Raw genomic sequence first — 14,541 nt, 5'->3', positions numbered from 1 at the left:
ATTTCGACAGGTCGCCAGCGCGGTTATCTCGCGAAGCAGCCTGCCAGACCAGTTTACTCGAGGACGATATGAAGCGGACTTTTCAGCCTAGCAATCTCGTGCGTGCCCGTCGGCACGGTTTCTTTGCACGCAAGAAGACCCCGGGCGGCCGCAAGGTCCTGCGCGCCCGCCGCAAGCGCGGTCGCAAGAAGCTCTGCGCGTAATTTGTTTCCGCACGCCCTCCGGCGTGCGATCTCCTCGCTCGTGCGACCTTACGGTCGCATCGCTACGGGCGGCCAGTCGGCCTTGCGGGTTCCCTCCGGGAACCCGTTTGCATTTTCGAGGGTGCGTAATAGAACGAAACGAACCGCCGAAGGTGGTTCGCAAGCGCGACTGCGCGTCGCCGCTAATGCGGCGGAGCCAAGCGGCCCGGACGGGCCGCGCCCGGCGTTTGAGGGCGCAAACAAATGACTCAAGCCACAAGCACTGCCGAGGCCGTTCGGGTCCTGACCAAGCGCGCCGATTTCCTCGCGGCGAACAAGGGGCTGCGCAATGCGCGGCCCGGCTTCGTGCTTCTGACGCGCCCCAATGGCGGTCAGGGTATCCGCTACGGCATCACGGTCACCAAGAAGATCGGTAATGCGGTCGTGCGCAACCGGATGAAACGGCGGTTTCGCGAGCTTCTGCGCGCCGCCCTGCCCGAAAAGGGTCTGCCCGATCACGATCACGTGCTGGTCGGGCGCGCGGGCGGGGTCGAGCGGGACTTTGCGCAGATGGCGAAGGAACTCGATATCGTTCTCGAAAACGCGCGCGCGGGCAAATCCGATCCGCGCCGCCCGCCGCGCCGTGGCAACCGGAGACCGCGCGGCAAATGAAATACGTTTTCATTGCCCTTGCACGCGCCTGGCAGCTCGGCCCGTCGCTGATATTGCCGCCGACCTGCCGCTATTCTCCCTCGTGCAGCGAATATGCGATCCAGGCGCTCAGAAAATATGGCGCTCTCAAGGGTGGATGGCTCGCCGTAAAGCGGCTAGGGCGCTGCCATCCTTGGGGCGGACACGGCCACGATCCGGTTCCGTGAACCCGCCTCTGGCATAGCGAACTGTCATACCTATATAACACAGCTGTATACGATCTAACGGGATTTCATCTTGGACAACCAGCGCAATCTCCTGCTCGCCGTCGCGCTCTCCGGCTTGCTCATCCTCGGTTGGGACGTGGCCATGCGCACCTTCTATCCGGAGGCGGCGGTCGCGCCGACGAGCGAGCAGACCGAACCTGCGACGCAATCCGAAGCGCGCGCGGATCCCGGCACCGCAGCCGGCGAAGGCGAGGTCGCGGGCACTGGCGGTGAGATAAACGAAACCGCAGCCATGCCGACCGGTCCGGTAAAGCTCGACGAGGCGCTCGCCAGCCCCAACCGGGTCCCGATCGACAGCCCCCGCGTCGGCGGATCGATCAATCTCGTGGGCGCACGGATCGACGATCTCATGCTCAAGGATTACCGCGAGACGGTCGACAAGGATAGCGGCCCGGTTCGTCTGCTGGCGCCCGAACGCACCGACCGCGAATATTTCGCCGAGTTCGGCTTTATCGTCGATGGCCAACGTATGCCCGGAAATGCCGTGTGGCAGGCCGATGGCGAGAAGCTGACGCCATCGACGCCGGTTACGCTGACGCGTACCGACGAGAATGGCATCACCTACAGGATCAAGCTTTCGATCGACGAAAACTACATGATCACCGCCGATCAGACGGTGCTCAACAGTTCCGAGAATGCGGCGATCATCCAGCCCTACGCCTTTATCAAGCGCACCAGCGAAACGGCGACGCCGGACCAGTTCATCATCCACTCGGGCCCGATCGGGGTCTTTAGCGGCACGCTTCACGATCCGAACAGCTATGAAGAGCTCGCCGAGATCGGTCGCGATACGCCTGCCGGGCGCGCGGCATGGCTCGGCTTCACCGACCAATACTGGCATTCATCGCTGATTCCGGGCGAGGGCGAGATCGACAGCGCGGGCTTCCGCGCTCTCAGCGAAACGCTGTTCCGTTCCGACCTGATCTACGATGCGCAGACCGTGCCCGCAGGCGGCGCGCTCAACCAGACCTCCCGCCTGTTCGCCGGCGCAAAGGAAAGCACCGTCCTCGATGCCTACGAGGATTCGGGCATCCCGCTGTTTGGCAAGGCGATCAGCTGGGGGTGGTTCGAATGGTTCGAAAGGCCGATGCTGTGGCTGCTGCGCCAGCTCAACGATTTGGTCGGCAATTTCGGTGTCGCGATCATTCTCTTGACGGTGATCGTGCGCGGCCTGCTGTTCCCGATCGCGCAGAAACAGTTTGCCAGCATGGCGGGAATGAAGGCGGTCCAGCCGAAGATGAAGGCGATCCAGGAGCGCTACAAGGACGACAAGCAGAAACAGCAGCAGGAGATCATGAAGCTGTACAAGGACGAAGGCGTGAACCCGCTGGCCGGGTGCCTGCCGCTGATCCTGCAGATCCCGATCTTCTTCGCCTTGTACAAGGTACTGATGCTATCGATCGAGATGCGGCACGAGCCGTTTCTCTATATCAAGGATCTGTCTGCGCCCGATCCTGCGACGATCCTCAACCTGTTCGGCCTGCTGCCGTTCGAGGTTCCCGGCTTCCTCGGCATCGGTGTGCTCGCGGTGCTGCTGGGTGTGACGATGTGGCTCACATTCAAGCTCAACCCGAGCGCGATGGACCCGATGCAGCAGCAGATTTTCAATCTCATGCCGTGGATCCTGATGTTCGTGATGGCGCCTTTTGCAGCAGGCCTGCTGCTTTACTGGGTAACCTCGAACCTCCTGACACTCGCGCAGCAGAGCTATCTCTATTCCAAGCACCCGCAGCTGAAAGCGCAGGCGTTGAAGGACAAGGCCGAGATGGCAAAGAAGAAAGAGCGCGAACAGGCGGAAAAGGGTAACGTGTGACACCCACCGGCTCCGATGCGGAAGAGCGCGAACAGCAGCGACGCGAGGATGCCGCGGCGCGGCTCTTTTCCGGGCGCGTCGAATTCCTGCTGTCCGCGCCGCAGCTCAAGTTCCTGCCCGATCCGATCGTGCCGGAAATCGCCTTTTGCGGGCGCAGCAATGTCGGCAAATCGTCACTGTTGAACGCGCTCACCGGGCGCAGGGCGATCGCGCGCGCTTCGGTCACGCCGGGCCGCACCCAGGAGCTCAACTTTTTCGATGTCGGCGGAGAACCGGGCGGGAAGCCGCTTTTCCGGCTGGTCGACATGCCCGGATACGGCTTTGCCAAGGCGCCGGTGAAAGTGGTCGAGCGGTGGAAAAATCTTGTCAAAAACTACCTGCGCGGTCGCCAGGTGCTCGCACGCAACCTTGTGCTGGTCGATAGCCGCCACGGCCTCAAGGAAGTCGACCGCGAAATGATGAAGATGCTCGACGAGGCGGCAGTGGGGTACCGGATCGTCCTCACCAAGACCGACAAGATCAAGGCGAGCGATCTGGAGCGTGTGGCGGGCAAAGTGGCGGAAGAGGCGCGCAAGCACCCCGCTGCCTATCCCGAGCTCCACCTCACCAGCAGCGAAAAGGGCATGGGCATCGCCGCCCTGCGCGCTGCGGTTGTGGCGGATGCCTTGGGCGAAACCTACTTTGCGAACAGCTGACCCGCATCCGCGAAAGCCTTGAACTCCAGCGCGTTGCCCGATGGATCGCGCAGGAACATCGTCGCCTGCTCTCCGGGCTTCCCCTTGAAGCGGATCGTCGGCTCGATCACGAATTCGGTTCCGGCGGCCCGGAGTTTGTCGGCGAGCGCCCGCCAATCCTGCATCGAAAGAACCAGCCCGAAATGCGGGACCGGTACGCCGTGGCCGTCGACATGATTGCTCACGCGGTCGCCCGCCTTGCCGGCGGCGAGGTGGGCAACGATCTGGTGGCCGTGGAAATCGAAGTCGATCCACTCGGCGGAGGAGCGCCCCTCGCGGCAGCCGAGCAGATCGCCGTAGAAGCTCCTTGCAGCAGCAAGGTCACCGACCGGGAAAGCGAGGTGGAAGGGCGGCAGGCTCATCGCATGCGATCTACAGATGCTCGAGCCTAGCGGCAAAAGGATTTTCCTACGCCCCCACGCGGATGCGATAGCTTACAGCGCAGCCTGGGCTCCATGGGCACCCCCATGAGTTTCGAAAAGGTTGGAAAAGTGTCAACTTCGCTTCCCGCGAGCAACGTATTGTCTATGAAAGGAAAATTACCGAAAACGCCGCTTGACCGGGTGTCATCTTTGTCAACTTCACCGTTCAGGCTCGACACGCAAAGACTGAACAACTAGGCCATGCACAGGTGAAGCCAGCGAGGTGGGGCAGGCGAGAACATGAAGCTCATTATCGGTAACAAGAATTATTCAAGCTGGTCGATGCGCGGCTGGCTCGCGACCAAGCAATCGGGCCTGCATTTCGAAGAGATCATGGTCCCGATCCTCGGCGAGGGCTGGGAACAGCAGAAGCAGGAAATGGGCGAGATGGCGCCGAGCCATGGCAAAGTCCCGATCCTGTGGGACGAGGAGGCCGTAATCTGGGATAGTCTCGCGATCCTCGAATACCTCGCCGACAAGGTCGGTCGCGACCGGTTCTGGCCGAAAGAAGATGCAGCACGCGGCATGGCCCGTGCAATGGTGGCGGAAATGCATTCTTCATATGCTTCGCTTCGCAGCGAGTTGCCGATGAACGTCCGGCGGCGGATCCAGCTGCAGAACGTCTCCGACCAGACCCGCGCCGATATAGTACGGATCCTCCAGCTCTGGGCCGAGGCGCGCGCGCGCCATGGCAGCGCGGGGCCGTTTCTGTTCGGCACCTATGGCGCGGCGGACATCTTCTTCGCACCGGTTGTTTCGCGGTTCATCACCTATGGCATAGGCGTTCCCGGATTCGCGCAAAGCTATATGGAAGCGATCTGGGAGCACGCCTGGACACAGGAATGGATTGCCGCGGCAGAGGACGAGCAATGGGTTATCGAGCAATACGAGAACGTGGGCGCGGAGTAATCCTTACAGCGCTGGTTGCGCTGCTGCTGGCGCTGCCTGTTCCCGTCCAGGCATGGGGCTTTTACGCCCACCGCAAGACCGCCTCGATCGCCGAGGCCAATGTCTCGCCCGAAACGCGCGCGGAAATTCGCCGGCTGATGCGCGCAGCAGAACTGCTCGGTACTCCGCAATGCGAACTCGCAACGATCGAGGACGCGAGCGTTTGGCCCGATTGCGTGCGCCGCAACCGCTGGCGCTGGGGTTACACCGCCGCCTGGCACTACCGCACAACGCCGATCTGCGAGGCCTACAATGCACGAGCGAATTGCCCTGGTGGCAACTGCGTGACCGCGCAGATCCTTCGCAATCACCGCATTCTCGCCGATGAGAGCCTGCCCGATAATGTGCGTTTGCAAGCGCTCGCTTTCATGGTTCACTTCGCAGGCGATATTCATATGCCGCTGCACTCGGGCGACAAGAATGATCGCGGCGGCAATGATCGCGAGACCGATTATGGCATCGTGCCGAGCCTCAACCTTCACTGGATCTGGGACGGGCCGCTTGCCGAGCGCGCGATCAGCGATCCCGCCGATCCGGTCGTGCGCCGCTATTCCGCCTCGGAGCGCGCCGATCTGGGCGGCGGCGGGCCTGCGGATTGGGGGCGTGAGAGCTGGTCGATCAGCCGCGATTTCATCTATCCCACAGCGTTCGATACTCAAGACGTCTGCGGGGAGGAGTTACCGATGAAAACCGCGCTCACGCAGGAAGACATCGTGCGCGGCGTACCGGTCGCCAAGCGCCGGGTGCAACAGGCCGGCATCCGCATTGCCGAGCTGCTCGAAACCGCATTTGCGCCCGGTCCGCTTGCCGTACAGGAGCGCCAATGACCGGGGCGCTCGATTACGCAAAGCGCTTGATCGCGGCACCCAGCGTCACGCCCGCCACCGGCGCGGTGTTCGACGAGATGGAGGCGATGCTCGCGCCGCTCGGATTTGCAGTGCACCGCAAGACCCGCGGCGATGGCGAGGAAGGCAGCGACGAAGCACCGGTCGAAAACCTGTTCGCGATCCGGCATGGACCGGCGGGATCGAAACACTTCGCCTTCGCAGGTCACCTAGACGTGGTGCCTCCGGGCGAGGGGTGGACATCAGCTCCGTTCGATCCCGAAGAACGCGGCGAGCTGCTCTTCGGTCGCGGCGCGGTCGATATGAAGGGTTCGATCGCCTGCATGGTCGAGGCGGTGAAGCACGTTCCGCAAGATGCGGGCACGATCAGCTTCATCATCACCGGCGACGAGGAAGGCCCGGCCCTCCACGGCACCCGCGCGCTGATCGACTATATGAACGAAGAGGGGATCAAGCCCGACCTGTGCCTCGTCGGCGAGCCCACCAGCGTCAACCGGCTGGGCGACATGATGAAGATCGGCCGGCGCGGCTCGGTCAATATCTGGCTCGAGGTCGAGGGAACGCAGGGCCACGTGGCCTATCCGCACCTTGCCGACAATCCGATCCCCCGTCTGGTCGCGATGCTGTCCGAGCTTAACAACCTGCATCTCGACGACGGCACCGAATGGTTCCAGCCCTCGAATCTCGAGATCACCGAGATCGACATTCCAAACCGCGCGCACAATGTCATCCCGGCGGCGGCCAAGGCGCGAGTCTCGATCCGCTTCAATGACCGGCATTCGGGCGCTTCGCTTTCGCGCATGGTCACCGAGATTGCTGAAAAGCACGGGGGCAAGGCGCGCCCCGTGATCAGCGGCGAGCCGTTCCTGACCGAACCGGGTGCCTTCTCGAATATGCTCGCCCGAGCTATCGAGGCGGAAACCGGCGTAACGCCGGAAGCCTCGACCAGCGGCGGGACTTCGGATGCGCGCTTCCTGCGCAGCGTCTGTCCGGTGATCGAATTCGGCCTGTGCAACGCGACGATGCATAAACGCGACGAGGCGGTGGCCATGGCCGACCTCGATACGCTAGCGCGGATCTATACACGGGCCGCGCTGGGGGCGCTGGCTCTCGAAGAGGGGACTTAAGACGTGCTCAAAGCCTGGTTCGCCATTCCGCTATGGCAGCGCGTGATCGCTGCGCTGATCCTCGGCATCATCGTCGGTTATGCCTGGGGGCCGGGTGCCGAAAGCATCAAGATCATCGGCGATATCTTCATCGCCTTCATCAAGATGCTGGTCGTGCCGCTCATCTTCTTCAGCCTTGTGGCGGGCGTGGCCTCGATCGGCGATTTGCGCAAGCTCGGCAGCGTCGGCTGGCGCGCATTGCTCCTGTTCATAGTCACCGGCCAGATCGCCGTGTGGCTGGGGCTTGCCATCGGTACCTTCGCCCAGCCGGGCGCAGGGATCGATGGGGCATCGATGCAGATCGACCAGGCGGCGCTCGAGCGCGCCCAAAGCCGCCAGGAAGAGGGTGTCACGATCCAGCAGATGATCCTCGAGATGGTCCCCTCGAGCCCGGTGCAGGTGATGGCCGACGTCAACGTCTTGCCGCTCATCATTTTCTCTCTCCTGATCGGTGTCGGCATCCTCATGGCAAAGGAAGAGGGCGAGCCGGTGTTGAAGATTTTCGAGAGCGGCTCGGTCATCATGCAGAAAGTCACGATGCTGGTGATGGAGCTGACCCCGTTCGGCGTTTTCGCCCTGATGGCATGGGTTGCGGGCACGCTCGGGACCGATGCGCTGCAGGCGCTCGGGCAGCTGGTGGTGCTCAACTATGTCGGCTGTTTCCTGATCATCGGCGTGATCTATGCCTCCATGATCAAGTTTATCGCGCGCCTGCCGGTGATCGCGTTCTTCCGGGGCATCGTGGACCCGATGGCGGTGAGCTACTCGACCGCCAGCTCCAACGCGACCCTGCCGGTCACGCTGCGCGCAGCCGAGCGCAACCTTGGCATCTCGAACTCGGTTGCAAGTTTCGTGATCAGCCTCGGTGCGACGATCAACATGAACGGGACCGCGATGTATCTGGGTCTTGCCACCTTGTTCGGCGCGCAAGCCTTCGGTGTCGACCTTTCATGGGGCGACTATTTCTTGATCTCGATCCTCGGCACTCTCGGCGCCATCGGCGCCGCAGGTATTCCGGGCGCAGGGCTTATCATGATGGTGCTCGTGTTCGGCGCGGTCGGGGTGCCGCTGGCAACCATCGCGCTGGTGGCCGGCATCGACCGGATCATGGACATGATGCGCACCACTACCAATGTCAGCGGCGATGCCGCGGTGGCAACGACGGTCGCGAGCCTGACCGACGAGATCGACCGCGCCGAGATGATCAGCGCGGACGACGTCTAAGCGCTTACTCGTCCTCGTCTTCGTCGAGATACTCGACCGGCACGAACTTGCCGAGGCCGCAGCCTGCGCCGCGGCGTATCTCGCCACCGATATCTTCGAGAACGTAGATGATGTCGGTGCTGCAAAGCTGGTTGATCGAGGTCTTGTAGGTGAACGCCTCCTCGAAACCGAGCCTCGGGCAGCGATTGGGCAGGGTACTGCGGTAGACCTTTCCGCCGCGCATCTCGAAATCGATAACCTGATCGCTGCGCACTCGCGAATTGCGGATCTGGTTGCGGTTGATGCAGGTTTGTGCCTCTCCCACCACCTTCACCGGTGGCCCGGCGAGAGCGGCATCGGCTTGTCCGGCTCCCTCGACGGGAGCGCAGGATGGCAGCGCGGCAATGGCAGCGAGACCGGCAAGGATTGGAGCGATACGGTTCATGGCAATCCTCTGCTTCGATATTCGGAACCTGTTCTGCACGGCCCCGTACCTAAAGAGAACTCGTCAACGCCCTTTTGGTTTCTCCAGAACCTTTTTCCGGTAGCTGCATAAATCCACCACCGGGCACCGCCAGCACTCCGGCGTCCTTGCCTTGCAGATATAGCGCCCGTGCAGGATCATCCAGTGATGCGCGTGGAGGCGAAAGGGCTGGGGCACGCGCTTTTCGAGCTTTGCTTCGACTGCTTCCGGCGTCTTGCCCTTGGCGAGGCCAGTGCGATTGCCGACCCGCAGTATGTGCGTGTCGACCGCGAATGTCTCCTGTTTGAACCAGCAATTGAGCACCACGTTTGCCGTCTTGCGCCCGACCCCGGGCAACCGCACGAGATCCTCGCGCCTATCCGGCACCTCGCCGCCATATTCGTCGATCAGCATCTGCGACAATGCGATCACGTTCTTCGCTTTGGAGTTGAACAGGCCGATCGTCTTGATGTGCTCGGTCAGCCCCTCGATCCCGAGATCGAGCATCTGTCGGGGCGTCTTGACCTTGCGGAACAGCTCGCGCGTTGCCTTGTTCACGCCGACATCGGTGGCCTGCGCGGACAGCGCGACGGCGACGACGAGCTGGTAGGCATTGCCGTATTCCAGTTCGGTCTCGGGTTCGGGATTGTCCTCCGCGAGGCGACGGAAGAACTCGAAAATCTGGTCTTTGGTCATAAGATTCCGCTCAGAGGCCGAGCACGTCTTTCATCGAATAGCGTCCCGCCGGTTTGCCGATCAGCCATGCCCCTCCGCGTACCGCGCCGCGCGCGAAAATCGTCCGGTTCTCTGCCGAGTGCGAGAGGGTGAGCCGCTCCTCATTCCCGGCGAAGATAACGCTGTGTTCGCCCGCAACCGTCCCGCCGCGCAGGGTGGCGAATCCGATAGCGCCTTCACGCCGAGCGCCGGTTTGCCCGTGGCGACCGCTATCCATCGCATCGGATAGCTTGACGCCTCGGGCCTCTGCTGCCGCCTCACCGAGCAATTTCGCGGTGCCCGATGGCGCATCGACCTTCATCCGGTGGTGCATTTCGAGAATCTCGATATCCCAGTCGGTCCCCAGCTTCGCTGCGGCTTCTTGGACGAGATGCTGGAGAAGGTTCACGCCAAGCGAGGTGTTGCCCGTTTGAAGCACCGGAATCTTTTCAGACGCATCTGCCAGCGCCACGAAATGCTCCTCCTCGAGACCGGTCGTCCCGACAAGGATCGGGATGCCCGCGGAGCATGCGGCTTTCAGGTTGTGCTTAAGTGCAGCGGGGGAGGAGAAATCAACCACGACATCGCACTGTCCTATGATCGGCGCGGGATCGCCGCCCATATCGACGCCGACGCGGAAAATGTGACCCGCCTCATCGATCGCATCGGCAATTGCCTGGCCCATCCGACCTTTGTGCCCAATCACGCCGAATTCAGCCATTAATTCCAATCCCCATTGCTACGCGATCCTTGCCGTGTTTCACTTCGATCATGGCAGAGTTCGAACGTATCGTCATCCTCACAGGCGCAGGCATTTCGGCGGAAAGCGGTATCGACACATTCCGCTCCGCTGGAGGGTTGTGGGAGCAACACCGCGTGGAGGATGTTGCAACGCCAGAAGGCTTTGCGCGCGATCCCGATCTCGTCTTAAATTTCTACGACATGCGGCGCGAGGCGTTGTCGAAGGTCGGGCCAAACCCTGCGCATGAGGCGCTTGCGCGGCTCGAAACGGAATTTGCGGGGGAATTGCTGCTGGTTACCCAGAATGTCGATGACCTCCATGAGCGAGGCGGTTCCCGCCACGTGCTCCACATGCACGGCGAGCTCAAAAGCGCGCTTTGTACCTCATGCGAAATGCGTAGCCCTTGGGATGCGCCATTGTCCGACCGTCCGCCTTGCCCGGTGTGCCGCGCACCGAGCTTGCGGCCCGATGTCGTGTGGTTTGGCGAAATGCCGTATCAAATGAACCGCATCTACGCTTCTCTCTCCGAGGCCGACCTGTTCGTCAGCATCGGCACAAGCGGCGCGGTCTATCCGGCGGCCGGCTTCGTGCAGGAGGCAAGAGTGCACGGCGCGCATACGGTTGAACTCAATCTCGAACCGAGCGAGGGCAACCACTTCTTCGCCGAATCGCGCCATGGTCCGGCGGGGACGCTGGTGCCGCAATGGGTGGACGAGGTCTTGCAGCACTAGTCCGTCGATTTATCCGACTGGACGGCCTCAGCCGGATAATAGCTCACATAAACGTTAGGCGAATACAGGATTGAGCTCCAAGCGACCTCGATCGCAGGGTACGGCGAGTTGCTCGCGGGGCATTCACTCACGCTTAGTCGATCACGAACGCATTCGACGAACTCAAGCTTTCTCGGTTCGTCACCGACGACGGTCCAGCCGCCTGCATCGAACCCGAAATTGGCGCGCTTGTCCGATTGGCGCAGGCCAAACTCACTTTCGCATCTTTCGATCTGATGGAATTGGTAGGTACGGTAGAATTGCTTCGCGAGTTCTGCGCCTATCACCCAGGCAAAAAACCCTAGGACGGTCCCAGCGATCAAGCCGAAGAATAACTTCGGCCCTCGAGGCGCGGCGTAGCTCATCGAACCCGGTTACACGATCGCGAGGACCTAGTCAGGCAGATCGATCGTCCACATGCCGATCGCCAGCAGCGCGCTTGCAAGCGCCATCGCGCCTGCGATCAGCTTGAGGTTCGAGGTCTTCACCGGCGCCGCCTTGTGCGCCTCCATGCGCGATTGAACCTCGCAGCCTGCGCGTTGCGCGGCCCAGAAAATGAAAATGCCGATCACGATGAAGATCGTCGCGATTCCCTTGGGCACCCAGGCCGGTTCGAGCTTTCCGAACAGCGCGTTGAAACCAAGCCCGATCCCGACATTGGCGAGGCCGGTCCGCATCCACCCGGCGAAGGTGCGCTCGTTCGCCATGATCGTGCGGTCTTCGGCCCAGTCGGTCCGGTCTTCGGCAAGATCGGTCCGTTCCTCGGCGAGTTCATTCGAATCCTTGTCAGTGTCGCTCATGGGCTTGCGCATCCCTTGCAGGCCGGGTCTTTTGCAATCGTAAGGGTTCGCATGCCCGGCTTCATTCCATCCAGAATATGCAGTCGGCCATAGTCCGGTTCCCCGAAACTGCTCACCCCCTGCAACAGAACGCGCGTCGCCTGCATGGCCGCGAAGGTGCCGACCCACCCTGCCATCGCACCCAGCATCCCGTCTTCGGCGCAGGTGTCGCAATCCTCGGCGTCGAACGCGTCTCCGACGAAACAACGGTAACAAGGCTGGCCGGGGAGATGTCCGGCAAATGCTCCCACCTGTCCCTGGAACCGCCCAACGGCGGCCGACAAGAGGGGAATGCGCTCGGCGACACAGGCATCGGACACCGCAAGGCGGGTGGCGAAATTGTCGGTCCCGTCAAGCACCAGGTCGGCCTTTTCGATGAGGCCTCCCGCATTGTCCGCCGTGATCCGCGCATCGCTGATCTCGACCTTCAGCGCCTCGTCGAAATTTGCGAGCCAGCGCCGCGCACTCGTCGCCTTGCCGTGCCCGATATCGCGGGTGGTGAAGATCGTCTGGCGTTGGAGGTTGCTCGCATCGACCGTGTCGTCGTCCACCAGGGTGAAATGACCGATGCCTGCGCCGGCGAGATATTGCAGCGCGGGCGATCCGATCCCGCCAAGCCCGATCACCGCGACGTGGGCGTGCGCCAACGCGACCTGGCCCGCACCGCCGATCTCGGGCAGCACGATATGCCGCGCGAAACGATCGAGACGAGCAGGGGAAAGGCTCACCCGGCGTCTCCGGGCGGCGGCGGGGTCCGGCGTTCCTGCTTGAAGGCCCCGACGCCGCGCCACCAGAGGAATGCGATTACCGCGCCTTTGGTGGGCTGGAGCATTGCAATCAGCATAACAACCGCGACGGGGAGGATTATGGCAAAGGTAAGCCAGGCCGACAGGCCGAGCGTCCCGATCATCAGGATTACGACGGGTGCGAGCAGGTGGCCGACGATGAAGATGCCGAGATAGGCAGGGAAATCATCGGCCTGCTGGACCGACCAGTCCTGCCCGCAATGCGCGCAATTCTCGACCGGTTTCAGCCATTTGCCGAACAAGGGCGCGACATTGCAACGCGGACAGCGAAAACGCAGGCCGCGCAACACGGCCGCAACCCAGCTTTCGGGCAGGTCGACCTGATCGGCGGGGAGCGGTGCGTAACTCATGGTTTAGCCTGTTGGCAGGCTGTGCACGGCTTGTGAATAGCCTGTCGACAGGGCTGTTGAAGGCCCTGTCGACAAGCGGTTTGTTTCGTGTGGAGCGATCCGAAGGGTGGCGGTGTTTTCCCCCGCCTTTCCAGAAAGTTTCCGATCAGCTTTCCAGCTGGCGCAGCAGGCTCCTGACGTCGCCATCCATATCGGCATCGCGCTGGCGCAGGTCCTCGATCAGACGCACGGCGTGAATGACCGTGGAATGATCGCGGCCACCGAACTTGCGCCCGATCTCCGGATAGGAACGCGGCGTGAGAACCTTGGAAAGATACATCGCGACCTGGCGCGGCCGCACCACGGCGCGCGCGCGGCGCTTCGAGCTCATTTCGCTGCGGTCGATGCGGTAGAACTGGCAGACCGTGCGCTGGATCTCGTCGATCGTGATCCGGCGTCGATTGGCCGACAGGATATCGGTGAGCTGCTCCTCGGCGAGTTGCAGCGAGACTTCCTGGCCCGTCAGCTGGGCATAGGCGATCAGCTTGTTGAGACCGCCCACCAGCTCGCGGACATTGCGCGTGATGGTGCGTGCGAGGAATTCGATCACGTCCTCGGGCACGTTGAGCGGCGCAAAGCGCGACAGCTTCGACTCGAGGATTTTCTTGCGCAGCTCGATATCGGCGGCCTGGATGTCCGCGACGAGCCCCATCGACAAACGCGAGAGCAGGCGCGGTTCGACACCGTCGAGCGCCTGCGGTGCGCGGTCTGCGGCAAAGACCAGACGCTTGCCCTCGGCGAGCAGCGCATCGATCGTGTAGAGCAGCTCCTCCTGGGCAGAGGCCTTGCCGATGATGAACTGGATGTCGTCGACCAGCAGCAGATCGAAGCTGCGTAGCCGCGCCTTGAACTCGATCATCTGGTTGGCTTTGAGCGCCTGCACGAACTCGACCATGAAACGCTCGGCCGAGCAGTAGAAAATGCGCGCACGCGGATGGGCTTGCAGAAAGCCGTGACCGATTGCGTGCAACAGGTGCGTCTTGCCCTGGCCGGTCGCTGCCTTGAGATAAAGCGGCGAGAATTGCGGCTGCTCGGTTGCAGCCATGCGTTCGGCGGCGTTTTTCGCGAGGATGTTCGCCTCGCCGGTCACGAAAGCGGCGAAGGTCAGCGAAGGGTCGAGACCGACCGAGCTGGTGAAGCCCGCATCGCCGATCGTGCCTGCTGCGACCGCGATAGCGCTCGCCCCGTCATTGGCCGGACGACGGCCATCGTCGAGGCGCAGTTCGGGCAATTGGCGACGACCGGGATGAACCTGGATGTTTACCTCGCGCACCTCGCTGCGGGCAATTTTCCAGGCAAGCTGAAGTCGGTCGTGAAAGCGATCCTTGACCCAGTTCGCCGAGAACTCTGTCGGCAGGAACAGGTCGAGCGTGCCTGTCTCCTTGTTGATACCGCCAACCTGGATCGGCTTGATCCACTGGCTGTGAAGTTGGTGACCCAGATCCTTGCGAAGACCCTGACTGATATCGGCCCAGTCAGCTGCGAGATTTACGGCTTCGGCGTCTTCCATCAAATCGTCGTCTGCTTTCCGACGCGTGGCCCGCGCCTTATCGATTTTGTGTACCAT

At 62.2% G+C, this 14,541-nt stretch carries 18 protein-coding genes and 1 pseudogene; 10 read left to right on the top strand and 9 right to left on the bottom strand.

Annotation, left to right across the window (positions count from 1 at the left end):
* Positions 1-68: 68 nt before the first annotated feature.
* The 5 genes from rpmH (at position 69) to yihA (ending at position 3,628) form a co-directional block, all read left to right on the top strand.
* Entirely contained in the window at positions 69-203 is a 135-nt protein-coding gene (gene rpmH / locus FIU90_RS00095; protein ID WP_152432922.1) for a 50S ribosomal protein L34, read from the top strand.
* Between the two features lie 243 nt (positions 204-446).
* A complete protein-coding gene (gene rnpA, locus FIU90_RS00090; protein WP_152432921.1) occupies positions 447-854 on the top strand; it encodes a ribonuclease P protein component in 408 nt (135 codons plus the stop codon).
* On the top strand, positions 851-1,060 hold the full coding sequence (gene yidD, locus FIU90_RS00085) for a membrane protein insertion efficiency factor YidD (protein WP_152432920.1): 210 nt from the start codon (positions 851-853) through the stop codon (positions 1,058-1,060). The genes rnpA and yidD overlap by 4 nt, the downstream gene beginning before the upstream one ends.
* 70 nt (positions 1,061-1,130) lie before the next feature.
* The gene (gene yidC, locus FIU90_RS00080) at positions 1,131-2,933 is read left to right on the top strand and encodes a membrane protein insertase YidC (protein WP_152432919.1); all 1,803 of its coding nucleotides are present in this window, start codon (positions 1,131-1,133) and stop codon (positions 2,931-2,933) included.
* Complete coding sequence (gene yihA, locus FIU90_RS00075; protein WP_152432918.1) at positions 2,930-3,628, top strand: ribosome biogenesis GTP-binding protein YihA/YsxC; 699 nt, start codon at positions 2,930-2,932, stop codon at positions 3,626-3,628. Before yidC ends, yihA begins: the two co-directional genes overlap by 4 nt.
* On the opposite strand, the gene FIU90_RS00070 is transcribed toward yihA, so the two are convergent.
* A complete protein-coding gene (locus FIU90_RS00070; protein ID WP_152432917.1) occupies positions 3,610-4,029 on the bottom strand; it encodes a VOC family protein in 420 nt (139 codons plus the stop codon). The two genes, yihA and FIU90_RS00070, sit on opposite strands and share 19 nt — an antisense overlap.
* Positions 4,030-4,329: 300 nt before the next feature.
* Here FIU90_RS00070 and FIU90_RS00065 point away from each other — a divergent pair, with 300 nt between their 5' ends.
* Genes FIU90_RS00065 through FIU90_RS00050 form a run of 4 tightly spaced genes read left to right on the top strand, consistent with a single transcriptional unit; the run spans position 4,330 to position 8,272 of the window.
* Entirely contained in the window at positions 4,330-4,998 is a 669-nt protein-coding gene (locus tag FIU90_RS00065; protein WP_152432916.1) for a glutathione S-transferase family protein, read from the top strand.
* Positions 4,959-5,864 (top strand): S1/P1 nuclease, encoded by a 906-nt coding sequence (locus tag FIU90_RS00060; RefSeq protein ID WP_152432915.1) that lies wholly within the window; start codon positions 4,959-4,961, stop codon positions 5,862-5,864. The genes FIU90_RS00065 and FIU90_RS00060 overlap by 40 nt, the downstream gene beginning before the upstream one ends.
* Entirely contained in the window at positions 5,861-7,009 is a 1,149-nt protein-coding gene (dapE, locus tag FIU90_RS00055; RefSeq protein WP_152432914.1) for a succinyl-diaminopimelate desuccinylase, read from the top strand. Before FIU90_RS00060 ends, dapE begins: the two co-directional genes overlap by 4 nt.
* Before the next feature lie 3 nt (positions 7,010-7,012).
* Entirely contained in the window at positions 7,013-8,272 is a 1,260-nt protein-coding gene (locus FIU90_RS00050) for a dicarboxylate/amino acid:cation symporter (RefSeq protein WP_152432913.1), read from the top strand.
* A gap of 4 nt (positions 8,273-8,276) precedes the next feature.
* Here FIU90_RS00050 and FIU90_RS00045 read toward each other — a convergent pair whose 3' ends face one another.
* The 3 genes from FIU90_RS00045 to dapB form a co-directional block, all read right to left on the bottom strand.
* A complete protein-coding gene (locus tag FIU90_RS00045) occupies positions 8,277-8,696 on the bottom strand; it encodes a hypothetical protein (protein WP_152432912.1) in 420 nt (139 codons plus the stop codon).
* 63 nt (positions 8,697-8,759) lie between these two features.
* Positions 8,760-9,410, bottom strand: a complete 651-nt coding sequence (gene nth / locus FIU90_RS00040) for an endonuclease III (protein WP_152432911.1) — start codon at positions 9,408-9,410, stop codon at positions 8,760-8,762.
* Between the two features lie 10 nt (positions 9,411-9,420).
* Positions 9,421-10,149, bottom strand: a complete 729-nt coding sequence (gene dapB / locus FIU90_RS00035) for a 4-hydroxy-tetrahydrodipicolinate reductase (RefSeq protein WP_152432910.1) — start codon at positions 10,147-10,149, stop codon at positions 9,421-9,423.
* A gap of 50 nt (positions 10,150-10,199) precedes the next feature.
* On the opposite strand from dapB, the gene FIU90_RS00030 reads away from it, so the two are divergent.
* Positions 10,200-10,901 (top strand): NAD-dependent deacylase, encoded by a 702-nt coding sequence (locus FIU90_RS00030; RefSeq protein WP_152432909.1) that lies wholly within the window; start codon positions 10,200-10,202, stop codon positions 10,899-10,901.
* On the opposite strand, the gene FIU90_RS00025 is transcribed toward FIU90_RS00030, so the two are convergent.
* The 5 genes and pseudogenes from FIU90_RS00025 to dnaA form a co-directional block, all read right to left on the bottom strand.
* Positions 10,898-11,305 (bottom strand): hypothetical protein, encoded by a 408-nt coding sequence (locus FIU90_RS00025; protein ID WP_152432908.1) that lies wholly within the window; start codon positions 11,303-11,305, stop codon positions 10,898-10,900. The two genes, FIU90_RS00030 and FIU90_RS00025, sit on opposite strands and share 4 nt — an antisense overlap.
* A gap of 27 nt (positions 11,306-11,332) precedes the next feature.
* Positions 11,333-11,596 (bottom strand): annotated as a pseudogene (locus FIU90_RS15820) (DUF202 domain-containing protein); the annotation flags it as partial.
* A 140-nt stretch (positions 11,597-11,736) separates the two neighbouring features.
* Positions 11,737-12,507, bottom strand: a complete 771-nt coding sequence (locus tag FIU90_RS00015; protein ID WP_152432906.1) for a HesA/MoeB/ThiF family protein — start codon at positions 12,505-12,507, stop codon at positions 11,737-11,739.
* Positions 12,504-12,935: a DUF983 domain-containing protein gene (locus tag FIU90_RS00010; RefSeq protein WP_152432905.1), complete on the bottom strand. Its 432-nt coding sequence runs from the start codon at positions 12,933-12,935 to the stop codon at positions 12,504-12,506. The genes FIU90_RS00015 and FIU90_RS00010 overlap by 4 nt, the downstream gene beginning before the upstream one ends.
* 145 nt (positions 12,936-13,080) lie before the next feature.
* A complete protein-coding gene (gene dnaA / locus FIU90_RS00005; protein WP_152432904.1) occupies positions 13,081-14,541 on the bottom strand; it encodes a chromosomal replication initiator protein DnaA in 1,461 nt (486 codons plus the stop codon).

It is taken from the genome of Erythrobacter sp. THAF29 (assembly GCF_009363635.1).
Lineage (GTDB): Bacteria > Pseudomonadota > Alphaproteobacteria > Sphingomonadales > Sphingomonadaceae > Erythrobacter.
The sequence above is the reverse complement of the archived record's forward strand: the minus strand, read 5'-3'. Positions and strand labels throughout refer to the sequence as shown.

What these genes read in the sequence shown, in the direction of transcription:
- FIU90_RS00045 (WP_152432912.1), bottom strand. Translation starts at nt 8,696, where the DNA reads ATGAACCGTATCGCTCCAATCCTTGCCGGTCTCGCTGCCATTGCCGCG.
- nth (WP_152432911.1), bottom strand. Translation starts at nt 9,410, where the DNA reads ATGACCAAAGACCAGATTTTCGAGTTCTTCCGTCGCCTCGCGGAGGAC.
- FIU90_RS00025 (WP_152432908.1), bottom strand. Translation starts at nt 11,305, where the DNA reads ATGAGCTACGCCGCGCCTCGAGGGCCGAAGTTATTCTTCGGCTTGATC.
- FIU90_RS00070 (WP_152432917.1), bottom strand. Translation starts at nt 4,029, where the DNA reads ATGAGCCTGCCGCCCTTCCACCTCGCTTTCCCGGTCGGTGACCTTGCT.
- dnaA (WP_152432904.1), bottom strand. Translation starts at nt 14,541, where the DNA reads ATGGTACACAAAATCGATAAGGCGCGGGCCACGCGTCGGAAAGCAGAC.
- FIU90_RS00065 (WP_152432916.1), top strand. Translation starts at nt 4,330, where the DNA reads ATGAAGCTCATTATCGGTAACAAGAATTATTCAAGCTGGTCGATGCGC.
- yidD (WP_152432920.1), top strand. Translation starts at nt 851, where the DNA reads ATGAAATACGTTTTCATTGCCCTTGCACGCGCCTGGCAGCTCGGCCCG.
- dapB (WP_152432910.1), bottom strand. Translation starts at nt 10,149, where the DNA reads ATGGCTGAATTCGGCGTGATTGGGCACAAAGGTCGGATGGGCCAGGCA.
- FIU90_RS00030 (WP_152432909.1), top strand. Translation starts at nt 10,200, where the DNA reads ATGGCAGAGTTCGAACGTATCGTCATCCTCACAGGCGCAGGCATTTCG.
- FIU90_RS00010 (WP_152432905.1), bottom strand. Translation starts at nt 12,935, where the DNA reads ATGAGTTACGCACCGCTCCCCGCCGATCAGGTCGACCTGCCCGAAAGC.
- rnpA (WP_152432921.1), top strand. Translation starts at nt 447, where the DNA reads ATGACTCAAGCCACAAGCACTGCCGAGGCCGTTCGGGTCCTGACCAAG.
- FIU90_RS00060 (WP_152432915.1), top strand. Translation starts at nt 4,959, where the DNA reads ATGGGTTATCGAGCAATACGAGAACGTGGGCGCGGAGTAATCCTTACA.
- dapE (WP_152432914.1), top strand. Translation starts at nt 5,861, where the DNA reads ATGACCGGGGCGCTCGATTACGCAAAGCGCTTGATCGCGGCACCCAGC.
- rpmH (WP_152432922.1), top strand. Translation starts at nt 69, where the DNA reads ATGAAGCGGACTTTTCAGCCTAGCAATCTCGTGCGTGCCCGTCGGCAC.